Origin of the sequence: Nitratiruptor sp. YY09-18, from assembly GCF_016593235.1 — a bacterium.
GTDB lineage: Bacteria > Campylobacterota > Campylobacteria > Campylobacterales > Nitratiruptoraceae > Nitratiruptor.
In genome coordinates, this window is record NZ_AP023065.1 from 943,911 (window position 1) to 960,479 (window position 16,569).

Consider the following 16,569-nt stretch of genomic DNA (forward strand, 5'->3'; position numbering starts at 1 on the left):
AGTTTCTTATAACTATAAAAATTTCATTTTTGCTATACTAAAAACAAAAAGGAGCTATATGACGCCCAAAGAGCGTTACAAAAAACTCAAAGAGCATCTCTTGGAAGAAAACCCTATTTTAGTAGAGGTTATCGATGAATATAAAACGCTTGATACTATTGCTAGAGAAATCGGTCTCCTTACACAAAATCAAACCTACACTGCTTCCATCTCTTGGTGGCCACTTATTGCAATTCTTGGAACCTTTAGTGCTGGAAAGTCAAGTTTTATTAATGAGTTTTTGGGCAAGAGAGTTCAAGAGACCGGCAATCAAGCTGTAGATGATAAATTTACTGTCATTTGTTACACAAAAAAAGATGATCTCGTTACTCTTCCTGGAGTCGCACTCGATGCAGATCCAAGGTTTCCTTTTTACAATATTTCAAAAGAGATAGAAAAACTTGATCCAAACGAAAAAAATATCAATCGCTATTTGCAACTCAAAGCTGTCAATAGCGAAAATATCAAAGGCAAAATCCTTATCGACTCTCCTGGATTTGATGCTGATTTGCAAAGAGATGCAACACTTCGTATAACAAGACATATCATCGATCTTAGCGACTTGATACTTATATTTTTCGATGCAAGGCATCCTGAACCTGGTGCAATGCGAGATACCCTTAACCATTTAGTGGAAGTTGCCAAAAACCATGCAGACTCTGACAAAGTACTCTACATTCTCAACCAAATCGATACATGCTCCAAAGAAGATAACCTCGAAGAGATTATAGGAGCTTGGCAAAGAGCACTGAGCCAAAAGGGAATAGTAAGTGGTAAATTTTATGCAATCTACAATGAAACAGCAGCTTCTATAGAAAATCCTGCTCTTCAAGAGCGATTGAAAAAGAAAAAGGATCAAGATCTTGCTCAAATCAAAGAGAAAATGGATAAAGTCCTCATAGATAGAGCCTATAGAATAGTAAAAAATGTGGAATTTAGAGCTAAAGAGATCCTCCAGCTTACTCCAAAACTCAGACAACTTCTCGTATCATTACGCAACAAAGTATTAGTAGCGGATCTAGTCTTTTTACTCATGATAGTATCTATCTTCACTTGGATCAGCATACAAATACAAAATACAAATGTGTGGATGGGACTAATAATTACAGGAGTTATACTCTTTATTGCATTGCACTTTAAAGCCAAAAGTTTTATAGCACAAAAAATGGCAAAGAAGATTGAACCAAACGACTTGCGCCGAGCTTTTCTCAAACAATCACGCTGGTTTCGCTCTCTCTTTACAGCTCAACCATTGAAAAAGAGAAAAAAGGAGCAGCTTGAAGAGCTGATCAACAACTCACAGCGATTCATCCAAAAACTCAACGATCAATTTATCTCTATGAAAAAAAATCATGAAAATCAAGAAAATAGTTCTTTTTGAAGTGCGAGAAACTCCTCTTCACAAGGAGATTGAAGATTTTGTATCTTCACCTCCTCTCCTTTCATACGCAGTAATAGATAGTATGCTATAACTTGAGGCTCGTAACTCATGAGCTCATTTTCACAAAATCTCTCAAAACTCTCATATCCACTCTCTTCATAAAAATCTAAAAGAGTTTGCAAAAGATCATTAAGTTTACGGAGTGGCACTGCCCAAAAAATAAGTCTTGCGGTACTAGTTCCTTGTGTATGCAATGCACCCAAAAAGAGTCGTACTCCCCGCTCCACTTTTCCAAATTGATTTGTTCTAATACCTACAAATCCTATATCTGCTGCACTGTGGCGTGCGCACCCTTTGAGACAGCCGCTATAGCCTACTATAATGTTATGTTTATTGAGTCTTTCAATTGGAAGAGTTGCTGCGCCCTCTTTCGTATCAAACAAAGAGTAGATACAGTATTTGCTTCCTGCACAAGCAAGCACACTATGGCTACGACCAGGAAGGAAATTTTGCATTTTAGGAAGTCCGATGATGTAGATATTTTGATCAATACCTAGGCGGATTGTCGCATTATACTCTCTTGTAGCTGCAAAAATATCTTCTAGCTCCTCTTTTGTTACTTCTCCAAACTTTGTAAAGTAACGGAAAGCCCATGATCCATCTTGAAGTTCAAACCACTCTTTCGTGGGTGGATGGAAATCTACTACAAGCTCTCCACCTCCTTCAATCTTTTTAGGATAATACTCCTGTACGAACTGTGTGAATGTATCAATTCCAACCATATCTATGAGATGAAAAAGCCTTGCACGAGATCTGTTTGCACGCAGGCCATACTTTTTGTAAGCGTGTAAGAGTGCATGATAAAGAGGAACTACCTCTTTATATTGGACAAAGATACCACAATCTATAGCAAATTCGTTATTCTTTCCACCAACTAAAAGCTTAAAACCATAGTTTCTACCCTTTTTTGCCAGCGCAAAATAACAATCACTATTCCAAAAAGAGGTTATAAGCGTTTTATTGGCTGCAATAGCAGTGTTGAATTTCCTAGGCAACGTTCCACACCACTGCCTTTTTTCCAAAAATATCTGCTTCATTTCCTCTATAAGAGGTGCCACAGCAAATACTGAATTCTTAGCAACATCATAGAGGGGATCACTCACAAGTGCACGTATATTGTCAGTCAATGTTTGGCAACTAGTAAGACCACTTTGTTTAAAAAGTAGATGCATTGCTCTTGCTTCTTCAAACTCCAAATTATGGAGTTCCAGCTGCCCTCTTGCAGTTATCAAAAGTTTCGTATTTTCAGTGATATTATTTAGTATTAATTCAAAATTGTTCCAAGTGAGATCTTTATGATCAAAACGCAACCGAAGCATAAATTTTTGTGGATTTTGCTTAGTAGTATATATACCAAAATTTTTGAGATAGAAAATATCTCGCTCCTCTATTTCGGTACCACTAAGCTGCAAAAATTTTGTTCGATAATACTCCCAAGGGGAGAGCTGAAGTTTGAGTTTTTCAATTTTATTGAGTTTCACTCTTTTACTCACTTTCGATGATCTCTTTTAACTCAAATGCATTTTCTATAGCCGCCCCACTAGCAGTATTATCAAATATTACTACTATCTCTTCAGCCTGCAGTTGCATAATTGTAGTTGCGAGATTTTGCAAAAACTCTCGCGTATATTTGCTATAGTAAATTTTTGGTGATCCATGGAGACGAAAGTATGCAAACTTTTTATCTCCTCCAGGTTCGCTATTGAGCTTAAATCTAGGTGGATCAGCTGCGACTCTGGCTATCTGCAGTTTTTCAAGTAATCTCTCACCTTCTTGCCAGCTCTCATGCCTTGCCTCAAGTGCAATATGTCCGCCATACAGAGTACGCAACTTTTCCAAAAAATTTCTCGCTACCCTCTCATCAAATGTGAGTGAAGGGGGCAGTTGCACCAAAAGCGCAAAAAACTTCGGTCCAAGTTCTTGCAATGTGTTGATAAAATTTTCTAACCCTTCTATAGTTTGGAGTTTATGAAAATGTGTAAAGCTTCTATGCAGTTTTGCGCTAAATTTGAAATTAGGAGGTGTTTGCTCGCTCCACTTTTGTAAAGTTGATACCCGAGGGAGTTTATAGAAAGTCTGATTTATTTCAGTAATAGTTAATCTTGTTGCATAACGCTCTAGATGTGTTCCCTCACTTGGAAAGAGATGGGCATACACCTTTGGTATGCTCCATCCAGCAGTGCCTATGTAGATCATTAGTGTAAAAAGTGCCTTACACCTGTAAAGTAAAGAGCAATGCCATGTTCATTGGCTGCCTCAATCACCTCATCGTCCCTAATGCTTCCACCAGGTTCTACTATCGCTTTGATTCCAGCTTTTGCTGCTTCATCCACGCTGTCTCTAAATGGAAAGAATGCTTCACTCGCCATCGCAGCGCCTCTCACATCAATGCCAAGCTCGGCTGCTTTTTTCAGTGCGCATTTTGCCGCATCCACTCTGCTTGTCATCCCCATGCCAATCGCCACCAACGCTCCATCTTTGACATAGGCTACACAGTTTGATTTGGTAAGAGCTGCGATTTTATATGCCATCAGAAGATCTTTTTTATCTTCTACCCCTACTACGCTCACCTGTTTTGCCTCTAACACCTCTTCATCTTTGACAAAGTCGGCTGTCTGATAGACAAATCCTCCCTCGATGTGTTTGAAGTCATACATATCACCGCTGATTTCCAGTTCAGCCTGTCCAAGATCAAAAAGCTTGATGCGTTTTTTGTTTGCAAAGACCTCTTTGGCTTCTTCTGTAATCTTTCCAGCGATCAAAACTTCTACAAAAATTTTATTGATCTCTTCAGCAAGCTCTTTTGTCACCACACCATTGACTGCTACTACCCCACCAAATGCACTCACAGGATCTGCTGCTAGCGCTTTTTGCCAAGAAGTGATGAGATCTCCTTTAAGAGCTGCTCCGCAAGGATTACCATGTTTGACGATAACAACACTTCCTTTTCCAAGACTTACAGCGATCTTGGTTGCTGCGTTAATGTCTGTAAGGTTATTGAAGCTAGGCTCGCCTTTGAGGATATTAAGCTCATTGTAAAAATCTTCAAACTCATATAAAGCACCCTTTTGGTGCGGGTTTTCTCCATAACGGGTATTAAAAACCTTTTTCCCTACGATAAACTGCTTATTCCCAAATCCTTCATGAAATCGCTCATTCATATAGTTTGCGATGGTAGCATCATAGTGGGCAGTATGCTCAAAGGCTTTTATCATAAGTTCTCTTCTAAATTCCAGTGTATTTTTGTCTTCTCTCAAAGCCTGCAAAACTTTATCATAATCGTTTGGATCAGTGACAACTATTACACTCTCAAAATTTTTGGCTGCACTCCTTACCATAGTAGGTCCGCCAATATCGATATTTTCTATAATCTCTTCAAAATCATCTGTTCTCTCAATTGTCTCTTTGAAGGGATAGAGATTAACGCAAACCAGATCGATTGGCTCAATACCAAGTTTTTTAGCTTCTTCGACATGGTCCGGCTTATTTCTTCTATATAAAATCCCTCCATGTACATAGGGATTGAGAGTTTTCACCCTTCCCTCGAAACATTCAGGAAAGTTTGTTATTTCGCTGATTTCTGTCACTTCAATCCCTGCATCTTTGAGTACTCTCCAAGTTCCTCCGGTACTCACAATCTCAAAACCAAGATCGATTAATCCTTTTGCAAAATCAACTATGCCGGTTTTATCACTCACACTTAGCAATGCTCGCATTTATACGCCTTTTTTATTTGAATTATATCTATTTCTATCTTAAATAGCTTATGATGGGTGTTTTTAATCAAAATGTAATTAATAATTGTTATAATGCATCTAATAAGTGATGTTAAGGATAGACTTATGAGCGACCCATCCCAATCTATACAGATACCTCATCTTCCAAAAGAGCTTGCAGGTCTTCAAGAAATCGCTCTCAATCTTTGGTGGAGCTGGAACGCAAGAGCGAGGCGACTCTTCCGTACAATTGATCCCTATTTATGGAAAGAGAGTATCCACAATCCTATAAAGCTCCTCCGCGCTCTTTCTCAAAAAGATTATGAAAGACTTCTCAAAAATGAAGATTTTATAAAAGAATACCACTATGTTTATGCTCTTTTCAAACAATATATGCAAAATAAACAACCCCAAACAAAAGAGACTATTGCCTACTTTTGTGCTGAATATGGGCTCCATCGCTCTTTGCCTATCTACTCTGGCGGGCTCGGTTTTTTGGCTGGTGATATTTTAAAAGAAGCGAGTGATATGAATCTGCCGATGGTAGGTATTGGTTTTATGTATCCTGGGGGATATGTCCATCAAGTTATAGGAAGTGATGGGTGGCAAAGAGGAGAAAATGAGTTAATAAAAAAAGAGGAAGCACCAATAGAAAAAGTTGTCGATGAGAATGGTAAGCAACTCATCATTCAAGTACCTTATATAGCGCCTGCAGTCTATGTAGCTGTTTGGAAAGTAAATGTTGGAAGGGTGAGTCTGTACCTATTAGATACAGATATTGAGCAAAACGATCCCTGGGATCGAATGATCAGCTATCGACTCTACACCTCCGATATGCATCAGCGACTACGGCAGCAGATAGTTTTGGGAGTCGGGGGGCATGCAGTTTTAGAGAGTTTGGGTATCGATTTTTCTATTTTGCATCTCAATGAAGGGCATCCTGCATTTGCTCTGTTTGAGAGACTGCGTTTTTTTAAGGAAAACCATAATCTCAGTTTCCAAGAGGCCGTGCAAAAGGTTAAGCAGAGCTCTATTTTCACAACGCATACTCCTCTTATGGCTGCTACTGATGTGTATCAGTTTGATATGGTAGGGAGCTACTTTTCAACATTTGTACAAAAACTCGGTATCGATCTCCATGATCTGCTCTTCTTTGGTATAGATCCTGCCAATCCTGCAAATGGATTTAACATGACAGTTTTGGCACTTAAACTTTGTAAATATAAAAATGGAGTAAGTAAAAAACATCAAAAAGTCGCATTACAAATTTGGCAAAAGATTTTGGAAGCAGAAAATTCTCAAATCGAAGCAATTACCAATGGAGTGCATCTAAGTACCTGGCTTGATGGAGATTTGGAAAAAGAACTCGATAGAACGCTTGGAAGTGAGTGGTGCGAATTTCAAGATGATCCAGATATCTGGTATAAAATAGATGATATAAACGAAGCTTTTTTATGGCAACTCCACATGCAAAACAAGTATGATATGCTCAATTTCATCAAGGAGAAGTGTCGTAAAAAGTGGGCAGAAGGTACCACTGATCCTATGGTACTGTTGGCTGAAGGTGTAATGCTTGATCCCGAAGTGCTCACTATTGGGTTTGCCAGGAGAATGACAGAGTATAAACGCCCTGACCTCATTCTTTATGATCTTAATAGACTTGAGCAAATTGTCAATAATTCATCAAGACCTCTTCAAATTATCTTTGCAGGCAAGGCGCATCCAGCAGATATACCAGGGAAAAAGATCATTCAAAAGATTTTTAATGTAGCAAAAGATCCGAGATTTCAAGGAAGAATCGCCTTTGTAGAGGACTATGGCGAAGAGCTTGCTAAATATATGATAAAAGGGTGCGATGTATGGCTCAACAATCCAAAACTTCCTCTTGAAGCGTGTGGCACAAGTGGGATGAAAGCCTCTATCAATGGAGTACTCCACTGCTCTACCCTAGATGGCTGGTGGCCAGAAGGGTATAATGGGAAAAATGGCTGGGCATTTGGAGTAGATCCAAGCGATGATGCAAAGGATGCATCTGCGCTCTATGATCTTTTAGAAAATGAAATAATTCCACTCTACTATAACCAGGATGAAAATGGTATACCCCATGGATGGACAAAAATGATGAAAGAAGCAATCAAAAGTGTTTCGCCACATTTTAGTGCTAGAAGAATGATGAAAGAGTATAAAAGCAAATTCTATGACAAAATAGGAGAGATATGAAACTGATTCCTGGAAAAATCGCACCAAAAGAGATCCTCATCGATACAGCAAGGCTCATAAGCGACTATTTCTATTTTAAAAGAGACTTACACCCCATAAAATTTGGCACAAGCGGTCACAGAGGGAGTGCATTCAAAAGAAGCTTTAACGAGTCTCATATTCTTGCTATCTCTCAAGCCATCTCTGATTTTAAGAAGAAAAATGGAACAAAAGAACTGATTGTTGGCATCGATACACATGCTCTCTCAACGCCAGCAAAGATGAGTGCTTTGCGTGTATTTGCTGCAAATGGCATTGAAGTGATCCATACAGACAAGTTCACGCCAACTCCCCTTGTCTCATTTATGATTTTAGAGAAAAATAGAAATGGGACTCTTTGTGATGGCATCGTTTTGACGCCTTCCCACAATCCACCAGAAGATGGAGGGTATAAATATAATCCACCCAATGGAGGGCCTGCAGATACAGACGTGACAGCTGTTATCGAAAAAGAGGCAAACGCGATATTGCAAAATAGCTCCTATAAAGTACTCGATTATGAAGAAGCTATCAAAAAAGAGCACATAAAATTGGAAGATTTCATTACACCTTATGTAGAGTCTTTGAGTGAGATAGTCGATATGGAAGCGATCCAAAAAAGTGGTTTGAGGCTCTGTGCAGATGCATTGGGTGGATCAACTATGCAAGTCTATGAAAAAATCAAAGATTATTATAATCTTACTATGGATCTAAGACACAATTATATCGACTATCGCTTCTCTTTTATGAGTCTCGATCATGATGGCAAAATCCGTATGGACTGCTCCAGCCCCTATGCAATGGCTTCTTTGCTAGAAATCAAAGATAGATATGACTTAGCATTTGCAAATGACACGGACGGTGATAGACATGGGATCGTTACACCAATTGGGGGCTTAATGAATCCCAACCACTTCTTAAGTGTTGCTATCTGGTATCTCTTTGCACACAGAAAATGGCCCAAAAACTTAAAAATTGGCAAAACTTTTGTCACCAGCTCCATGATTGATCGCGTAGCAAAAGATCTTGGTGTAAAAGTATACGAGACGCCTGTTGGGTTTAAGTGGTTCGCTGAAGGTCTTTATGAAAGATGGCTGGGATTTGCTGGAGAAGAGAGTGCTGGAGCGAGTTTTTTAAGAAAGGATGGAACTGTCTGGACAACAGACAAAGATGGTATCATCATGGCTCTTTTGGCAGCTGAGATCAAAGCAAAAAGCAAAGATCCCGCCCTCCTCTATCAAGAACTTGAAGAAAAGTTTGGCAAAAGCTACTACGAGCGTATCGATATTCCTGCAGATGAGGAGATACGAACAAAAATCAAATCGATCAATCCACAAAAACTGGGTCTCAAAATCTTAGCGGGGGAACCTGTCATAGATATTTTTACCCAAGTTAATGGCATGAGTGTTGGTGGTGTAAAAATTGTGACACAGAATGGATGGATCGCACTCAGACCATCTGGAACTGAAGATATATATAAAATATATGCAGAGAGCTTTTTATCTCAAGAGCATCTCAAACTCCTCCAACAAGAAGCACAAAACATAGTAAGGAAATTGATATGAATAATTACCATCTCCAATATCCCCTCGTAATCGATAGTGATATAAAAAACCTCATGGCAAACGCATTTGGTGCATTGGTGCATGAAAAAGAGCAAGGAGTTACAGGCTACTACAACCTCCCTGAAGAGTCACAGCTCATCGTTGAAGAGATCAAAAAACGAGAACTTGATCAAAAATTTGACAGAGTAGTAATCATAGGTATCGGCGGCTCCTCTTTGGGAACAAAGGCAGTAGATCATTTTTTACGATATAAAAAAAACCATAAACCGCTCTATTTTTTAGAAAATCCCGATCCTGTAGCTTTGCGTCAATCATTTGAGCAGATTCCTAAAGAAAACACCCTCTTTATCGTAGTATCAAAATCCGGTACAACTATTGAAACAATCTCTATCTTTAAAGCGGCTCTTGCTCACTACAAAATCGATCTTGCCAAAGAGAATGAGCAAATCATGGTAATTACTGATATCGATTCTCCTCTTCATCTCTTTGCTCAGGAGTTTGGAATCGAAAGTTTTGCCATTCCTAGAAACGTAGGTGGAAGATTTTCGGTCATGAGTGCTGTTGGCATCGTCCCTTTGAGTATTGCTGGGTATGATACTCTAGACTTTTTGGAAAGCGCAAAAGGGATGTTTGAGTGCTTCTTCATGCTCCATGAAGAGCATATATTGCAAAAAGCAGCATTTATCTACAAAAATTGGCAACAATATAGAATGAATGTGCTCTTTTCTTATGCAGATGAGCTGGAAAATTTCAATAAGTGGTATGTACAGCTATGGGGTGAATCTCTTGGAAAAAAAGATCAAAATGGCAATCCTGTTGGTCCTACTCCCATTGCACATATTGGTTCAGTTGATCAGCACTCCTTTTTGCAACTTGTAATGGAAGGTCCAAAGGATAAAACCCTCACCTTCATCTGTGTTGATGACTTTGAAGAAGATCTTGCTATTCCAAATATCTCGCTTCCTCACCTTGCAAAGACAGATTTTGTCAATGGTGTTCCATTCAATCGCTTGCTCAATGAGGAGTGCAAGGCTACAATGGAGAGTGTCAAGGCACAAGGAGTTCCTACCGATAAAATCGTATTGCCTCTCATTAGCGAAGCAAGTATAGGAGAACTTATGGCCTATTATGAGCTTTTGACCTCCTTGGTTGGTGCAATGTTTGGTATCAATACATACAATCAGCCCGGTGTTGAACTAGGCAAACAGATCTTAAAAACAAGGTTTATGCAAAAATGAGACTCCATCACTATCAAATCGATCCACAATACAAAACAAGTGTCGCTTACTTTTCCATGGAGTTTGCTATCGATCAAGCGCTCAAAACCTATAGTGGGGGTCTAGGGTTTTTGGCAGGTTCGCATATGCGAAGTGCTGCAGAACTCCGCCAAAACATTGTTGGCGTTGGGATGCTTTGGAGCTATGGGTATTATGATCAAAGTAGATATGAAGATAATACTTTAAAAGTTGAATTTCGCAGAAAGTTTTACTACTTTTTGCAAGAGACAGGAATCGTAGTAGATGTAATGATCAATAGTAAACCTGTAAAAGTCAAAGCATATCTACTACCAGGTGATGTATTTGGAACTGCTCCTTTGATACTGCTAACTACTGATATTTTTGAAAATGATTACCTCAGTCAAACAATATCGCATAAACTCTATGATATCAATGAAGAGACAAGAATTGCTCAAGAGATTGTATTGGGAATTGGTGGTATGAAAGTTTTGGAAGCTCTTGGACTTCATATTGAAGTATATCATATGAATGAAGGACACTCACTGCCTCTAGCTTTTACTCTTTACCAAAAATATAAGAGTATCGACGAAGTTAAAAAGCGTCTAGTTTTCACCACTCATACTCCAGAGATGGCGGGAAATGAAGAGCACAATATTGATTTACTAGCAAGAATGGGATTTTTTGACAGCATGAGTGCTACAGAGGTGCAAAATCTACTTGCTATGCATGATACAAATTTCTCTTTAACTGTAGGAGCTTTGAAACTCTCCAAACGATCTAATGCTGTGTCTAAAATTCATGAAAAAGTCTCTAATCAGATGTGGTCCCATGTGGAAGGAAAAAGTGAGATTATTAGTATCACTAATGCGCAGGATATGAACTACTGGGCAGACAAGCAGCTGCTAAGCTGGATGCAAGAGCATGAAGATTACCAATTTGTAGGACGCAAAAAGCATCTTAAGCATAAACTCTTTGAAGAGGTAGCAGACCAAACAGGCAAACTCTTTGATCCTGACGTTTGTACCCTTGTATGGGCGAGACGTTTTGCTGAGTACAAACGTCCAAAACTACTTGTTCACGATATTGAACGATTTCGAAAGCTTGTGCAAAATAGCGATTACCCTATCCAAATTATCTGGGCAGGCAAACCCTATCCATTCGATACCAATGCAATTGAAGCTTTCAATGAACTTGTACTTTTAAGCAAAGAATTTAAAAATGTAGCTGTTCTCATAGGCTACGAGCTACGACTCTCCAAACTTTTAAAACAGGGAAGTGATCTGTGGCTCAATACTCCAAGATGGGGAAGAGAGGCAAGTGGTACAAGTGGTATGAGTGCTGGGGTCAATGCAAGCATCAATTTCTCTATCGATGATGGATGGATAGCAGAGTTTGCACAAGATGGACATAATGCTTTTGTCATTCCACACGCTGATCCGCATCTGCCAATTGAGCAGATAGATAGACAAGATTATGAAACGATGATGGATAAACTCCAATCCACCATACTACCAATGTATTACAAAGATCAAAAGAGGTGGATAGAGATTGCCCAAAATGGCATGCGGGATATTTTGCATAAATTCGATAGTACCAGAATGGCAGATGAGTATTATAAGAATATGTATACCTAACGAAGGAGCTGCAATGATCAAAAAAAATCCAAAAAGCATCACTTTTATCTTACAAACTGATGCAAAAAAGGTAAATATAAAAGGGAGCTGGAACGGCTGGGAAGCTGAGCCTATGATACAAAAAAATGGAGTGTTTACAAAGACAAAACGCCTCAAACCCGGGACCTATGAATTCGGATATGAGGTTGATGGTCGGTGGCTCACTGATGAGACTCTTCCTACAACACCATCTCCATATGGGAGCTTGAATTCAGTTTTGAAGGTTGAGCCATGAACAAGGTCAAAGCAGTTATCATGGCTGGAGGATTTGGTACACGCATTCAACCACTCACCCACTCTATTCCAAAACCGATGCTCCCTGTAGTCAATGTTCCTATGATGGAGAATGTTTTAAAGCAACTAGTAAAAGTTGGTATCGATGAGGTAGTGATACTCCTCTATTATAAACCCCAAATTATTAAAAATCACTTCAAAGATGGAAGTGATTGGGGTGTTAAAATCCACTATGTCTTGCCAGATGCGGACTATGGCACTGCAGGCGCAGTAGGAATGGCGAGGAAATTTCTCGATACTACTTTCATGATTGTAAGTGGAGATTTGGTCACCGATTTTGATTTTCAAAAAATCTTACACTACCATGAGCAAAAAAACTCAAAACTCACTATTACTTTGACATCAGTAGATAATCCCTTACAATTTGGGGTAGTTATCGTCAATGAAGAGGGAAAAATTGAGAAGTTTTTGGAAAAGCCAAGCTGGGGAGAAGTCTTTAGTGATACTATCAATACCGGCATCTATGTAATAGAACCTGAAATCTTAGATTTCATCCCCAAAGGAGAGCCTTTTGACTTTGCCAAAGACCTCTTTCCACTTCTTATGCAAGAAGGGATTGATCTATTGGGATACACTGCCCATGGATACTGGAGAGATGTCGGTAATCCTGAAAGCTACAGGGAGGTACATCGAGATGTTTTTTTAGAAAAGGTACGGTTCGCTATTCCGGGTAAAGTAATTGAGTATCCAGAGGGAACTCTCTATCTCCAAGGTAAGAGCAAAATAGATAAAAGTATCGAGATTATCGACACTGTAGTGATTGGTGATAATGTAAAAATTGGAAAAAACAGCAGACTCCACAATGTAACAATTGGAGATAATGTAACAATTGGCGAGGAGTGTAAACTGAGAAACTCCATCCTATGGCATGATATCACTATAGGGAAAAAATGTGTCTTTGATAATGCAGTCATTTGTAATGATAACATCATTGAAGATATGGTTACAGCAAAAGCAGGCGTAATTCTCGCTGAAGGGTGCCATGTTGGCAAATTTGCAACCTTTGATCAAGATGTCACTGTATGGCCAAACAAAGAGATTGAGCCAGCAGCTATTGTTACGAACAATGTTGTCTGGGGAACAAAATATAAAAATGTAATTTTCCAAGAAGGTGTCATTCGAGGTAAAGCCAATATCGAAATTGGATGTGAAATGTCGTGTATGATTGCTGAAGCATTTGCATCTATGCTACCAGAAGGAAGCACTATTGCTATTGGTCGAGATTTTGAGGACTCTTCAAGAATGCTTAAGCGCGCCTTTGATGGAGGTGTTCTTGCAACAGGAGTAAATATCGAGGATCTGCAGGTGATTCCAGCTTCTGTACTTAGATATTACATACAAAAAAATGATAAGATCAATGCAGGTGCATATTTTCGCAAGAGCATTCAAGACCCTACAAGTGTAGAGATACTTCTCTATACCAGCGAAGGACATAGACTCAACACTGAAACAGCAAAAAAGGTGGAGAAAAACTACTTCAAACAAAACTTCCGTAAAGTTGATTATAAGGATATGGGAAGCCTCAATGATGAAATATCTTTGCACAAAAATGCCTGTGCAAACTATTTGCAAAAGATTAAAGATCTCATAGATCACAAAATCATTCGAGGAAATAATTTCAAAGTTGCAATAGATTTAATGTATGGTATTACAAAGGAGATATTCCCTCAGATTCTCTCAGAGCTCCAAATAGAAAATATTTTACTTAATGCCTATTATGATAGGCTGAAATTAGAAAATATTACCCATTACATAAAAGAATCACAACATGAAGTTGCAAAGATAGTAACTGCACTTGAGTTTCAACTAGGAGTACTCATATATCCACATGGACAACGGTTAACGCTTATTAGCGATGATGGGGAGATTTTAGACAGGGTTGATGCGCTCATTGCAGTTTTGAGGCTCTTAGATATCGACGCAGCAACAAATCAAAAAAAATATAGAGTATTCTTGCCATCGTGGGCACCAGATATGATGGATAGTGATTTTAAAAATCTAGAAATTGATAGAGGGAAATATCTCAACTTCAAACGTGAAGATTTCAAGCAGTATGATCTCATAGCCACAGTTGATGGAAACTTTGCTTTTACTGAATTTGCATATCATAGAGATGCAATCTATGCAACTCTTAAGATTATGGAACTTTTAAGTAGACACAATATTTTACTCTCGCAGATAGAAAAAGAGGTAAAACACTTCTTCTACAAACGGTGTAAAATCCCTTGCCCTCAACATAAAAAAGGCAAAATGATGAGAAAATTTATCGAATATGCTCAAAATAAGCCTCACTCAACCCTTGATGGAATAAAAATTTGGGAGAATGAGACAGATTGGATTTTGATGATTCCTGATCAATACACTGAAGATCTCAATCTCTTCATTCAAGCTAGCGACGAAGAGCAAGGCAAAATACTCCACGACAGATATGCAAATCTCATACAAGAGTGGTTGAACGAGTGAAAATAGCACTTCTATGGCATATGCACCAACCAGACTATAGAGACGAAAAGGGGGAGTTTATTCTTCCTTGGGTCTTTTTGCATGCAATCAAAGACTACTATGATATGCCTTACATTGCTTCACAATATAACCTCAAAGTAAGTTTTAATCTCACTCCAATTCTTATAGAGCAGTTACAAGAGTACATAAACAGAGGGCCTAGCTGCGATAGGATGCTCCAACTGCTCCTCAAAAAAACAGCAGATCTTAGTGAAAATGAAAGAGAAGCTGTACAAAAACTATGCCATACACTCCATCCTCAAACAATGGCAGATGGTCTGCATAAGCGATTTTTTTCTATATATGAAAAAGAGAAATTAAACGATGAAGAGCTAAACGATCTGGAGGTCTTTTTTCTTTTGAGCTGGTGTGGCAATTATTTAAAAAGCAGCAACAGTTATATACAATCACTATTATCAAAAAGTTCATTTTCTCAAAATGAGAAAGAGCAGCTTATACAAACTCTCTTTGCTTTTTTGCCATCGATTTTACCGCTGTACAGATTGCTGCAAGATGGAGGGAAGATCTCTATCGCCACCACCCCCTACTCCCACCCTATCTTACCACTCCTTCTTGATATCAATGTTGCAAAAGAGGCAAACCCAGCTATAACATTGCCAAAACACCCTCTCTCTTTGCAAGATGACGCAATTTTGCATATTCAAAAAGCAAAAGAGATCTATAAAGCAGTTTTTGGCAAAAACCCCAAAGGCTTTTGGCCAGCTGAAGGTGCAGTAGATGAAAAAAGCATAGCGCTCTATAAGCAAGAAGGGATTGAGTGGATAGCAACTGATGAAGTGATTTTACAAAAGAGTGGTGGCAGTGATAAATACTCTCCATACTCTTTTAACGGGGTCAAAATCTTCTTCCGAGACCATGAGCTCAGTGACCTCATAGGATTTGTCTACAAAAACCTCCCCGCCGAAGAGGCAGTCAAAGATTTTGCGCAAAGACTCCCCAAAAAGGGAACACTCTTCGTCATTTTAGATGGAGAAAATGCCTGGGAACACTATCCCAAAAACGGCTGGGATTTTCTCAATACTTTTTACAAAATGCTTGAAAAGCAAAACAGTGTCACCTTCGATGAGGCTGCATCTTTGACATCTAAAAAATTAGATAGACTCTCACCTGGTTCCTGGATCTATGGCAACTTTGATACGTGGATCGGAGATGAAGAGAAAAACCGAGCTTGGGAGCTTCTCTTTCAAACCAAATGTGATACACTCCACCATACGCAAGATCCATTTATACAGCAGCACTTTTTGCTTGCAGAAGCCTCTGACTGGTTTTGGTGGTATGGATATGGGCATTACACAGAGTTCGCACAAGAGTTTGATGCAATATATAGAAATCATCTTATAGCAATCTACAAACATCTTGGTATTGTTCCTCCAACTGATATTACGACACCTATCGTAGGATCACATACGATGCAAGCCTTTCTCAATGAGCCAAAGGGATATATTTACCCAGTTATAGATGGCAAAGTCACATCATTTTTTGAGTGGCTAGAGAGCGGATATCTGGATGAGAGGGTTTCATCTACTATGCAAAGTAGCTTTACAATTCAAAAGCTCTTTTGGGGTGAGAATGAGAAATCCCTCTTTTTTAGGATAGATGCCAAAGATGTTAAAGCTCTTGATTTTCGTATCTTTTTTGATGAAGATGAAGTGGCTCTAAAAAGAGAAGCAAAAGAGACAATAGTAGAGATCGAGATAGATAAAAGTAGCTGCAAGAAAAAATATTTTGAAGTACGCATAGAAATTTTTAAAGATCAAAAACTGCTACAGATTATTCCATCAACGACGAGACTATTTATAAGGATCGATAATGATTATTCCAAAAACTGGTTTGTATAAGGTG

Annotated in this window: 11 protein-coding genes; 8 read left to right on the forward strand and 3 right to left on the reverse strand. The window is 38.8% G+C overall.

Features of this window, described 5'->3' with window-relative positions:
- Positions 1-58 precede the first annotated feature (58 nt).
- Complete coding sequence (locus JG734_RS05185; RefSeq protein WP_201332242.1) at positions 59-1,420, forward strand: dynamin family protein; 1,362 nt, start codon at positions 59-61, stop codon at positions 1,418-1,420.
- Here JG734_RS05185 and JG734_RS05190 read toward each other — a convergent pair.
- The 3 genes from JG734_RS05190 to purH are packed head-to-tail and all read right to left on the reverse strand — an operon-like array spanning position 1,399 to position 5,196.
- Positions 1,399-2,973 carry a nitrite/sulfite reductase gene (locus JG734_RS05190; RefSeq protein WP_201332243.1) on the reverse strand — a complete coding sequence of 525 codons (1,575 nt, stop codon included), beginning with the start codon at positions 2,971-2,973 and terminating at the stop codon, positions 1,399-1,401. The genes JG734_RS05185 and JG734_RS05190 overlap by 22 nt on opposite strands.
- Positions 2,966-3,676 carry a DUF72 domain-containing protein gene (locus JG734_RS05195; protein ID WP_201332244.1) on the reverse strand — a complete coding sequence of 237 codons (711 nt, stop codon included), beginning with the start codon at positions 3,674-3,676 and terminating at the stop codon, positions 2,966-2,968. Before JG734_RS05195 ends, JG734_RS05190 begins: the two co-directional genes overlap by 8 nt.
- Positions 3,676-5,196: a bifunctional phosphoribosylaminoimidazolecarboxamide formyltransferase/IMP cyclohydrolase gene (gene purH / locus JG734_RS05200; protein WP_201332245.1), complete on the reverse strand. Its 1,521-nt coding sequence runs from the start codon at positions 5,194-5,196 to the stop codon at positions 3,676-3,678. The genes JG734_RS05195 and purH overlap by 1 nt, the downstream gene beginning before the upstream one ends.
- A 126-nt stretch (positions 5,197-5,322) precedes the next feature.
- Here purH and glgP (JG734_RS05205) point away from each other — a divergent pair, with 126 nt between their 5' ends.
- Genes glgP (JG734_RS05205) through JG734_RS05235 form a run of 7 tightly spaced genes read left to right on the forward strand, consistent with a single transcriptional unit; the run spans position 5,323 to position 16,565 of the window.
- On the forward strand, positions 5,323-7,416 hold the full coding sequence (gene glgP, locus JG734_RS05205) for an alpha-glucan family phosphorylase (RefSeq protein ID WP_201332246.1): 2,094 nt from the start codon (positions 5,323-5,325) through the stop codon (positions 7,414-7,416).
- On the forward strand, positions 7,413-8,999 hold the full coding sequence (locus tag JG734_RS05210) for an alpha-D-glucose phosphate-specific phosphoglucomutase (RefSeq protein ID WP_201332247.1): 1,587 nt from the start codon (positions 7,413-7,415) through the stop codon (positions 8,997-8,999). Before glgP (JG734_RS05205) ends, JG734_RS05210 begins: the two co-directional genes overlap by 4 nt.
- Entirely contained in the window at positions 8,996-10,237 is a 1,242-nt protein-coding gene (locus JG734_RS05215; protein WP_201332248.1) for a glucose-6-phosphate isomerase, read from the forward strand. The genes JG734_RS05210 and JG734_RS05215 overlap by 4 nt, the downstream gene beginning before the upstream one ends.
- Positions 10,234-11,871, forward strand: coding sequence for an alpha-glucan family phosphorylase (gene glgP / locus JG734_RS05220; protein WP_201332249.1), 1,638 nt, complete (start codon positions 10,234-10,236; stop codon positions 11,869-11,871). The genes JG734_RS05215 and glgP (JG734_RS05220) overlap by 4 nt, the downstream gene beginning before the upstream one ends.
- 13 nt (positions 11,872-11,884) lie before the next feature.
- A complete protein-coding gene (locus tag JG734_RS05225; RefSeq protein WP_201332250.1) occupies positions 11,885-12,145 on the forward strand; it encodes a glycogen-binding domain-containing protein in 261 nt (86 codons plus the stop codon).
- Entirely contained in the window at positions 12,142-14,667 is a 2,526-nt protein-coding gene (locus JG734_RS05230; RefSeq protein ID WP_201332251.1) for a sugar phosphate nucleotidyltransferase, read from the forward strand. The genes JG734_RS05225 and JG734_RS05230 overlap by 4 nt, the downstream gene beginning before the upstream one ends.
- On the forward strand, positions 14,664-16,565 hold the full coding sequence (locus tag JG734_RS05235) for a glycoside hydrolase family 57 protein (protein WP_201332252.1): 1,902 nt from the start codon (positions 14,664-14,666) through the stop codon (positions 16,563-16,565). The genes JG734_RS05230 and JG734_RS05235 overlap by 4 nt, the downstream gene beginning before the upstream one ends.
- Positions 16,566-16,569: the final 4 nt, after the last annotated feature.

What these genes read in the sequence shown, in the direction of transcription:
- JG734_RS05230 (WP_201332251.1), top strand. Translation starts at nt 12,142, where the DNA reads ATGAACAAGGTCAAAGCAGTTATCATGGCTGGAGGATTTGGTACACGC.
- JG734_RS05195 (WP_201332244.1), bottom strand. Translation starts at nt 3,676, where the DNA reads ATGATCTACATAGGCACTGCTGGATGGAGCATACCAAAGGTGTATGCC.
- JG734_RS05225 (WP_201332250.1), top strand. Translation starts at nt 11,885, where the DNA reads ATGATCAAAAAAAATCCAAAAAGCATCACTTTTATCTTACAAACTGAT.
- JG734_RS05210 (WP_201332247.1), top strand. Translation starts at nt 7,413, where the DNA reads ATGAAACTGATTCCTGGAAAAATCGCACCAAAAGAGATCCTCATCGAT.
- glgP (WP_201332246.1), top strand. Translation starts at nt 5,323, where the DNA reads ATGAGCGACCCATCCCAATCTATACAGATACCTCATCTTCCAAAAGAG.
- glgP (WP_201332249.1), top strand. Translation starts at nt 10,234, where the DNA reads ATGAGACTCCATCACTATCAAATCGATCCACAATACAAAACAAGTGTC.
- JG734_RS05185 (WP_201332242.1), top strand. Translation starts at nt 59, where the DNA reads ATGACGCCCAAAGAGCGTTACAAAAAACTCAAAGAGCATCTCTTGGAA.
- purH (WP_201332245.1), bottom strand. Translation starts at nt 5,196, where the DNA reads ATGCGAGCATTGCTAAGTGTGAGTGATAAAACCGGCATAGTTGATTTT.
- JG734_RS05215 (WP_201332248.1), top strand. Translation starts at nt 8,996, where the DNA reads ATGAATAATTACCATCTCCAATATCCCCTCGTAATCGATAGTGATATA.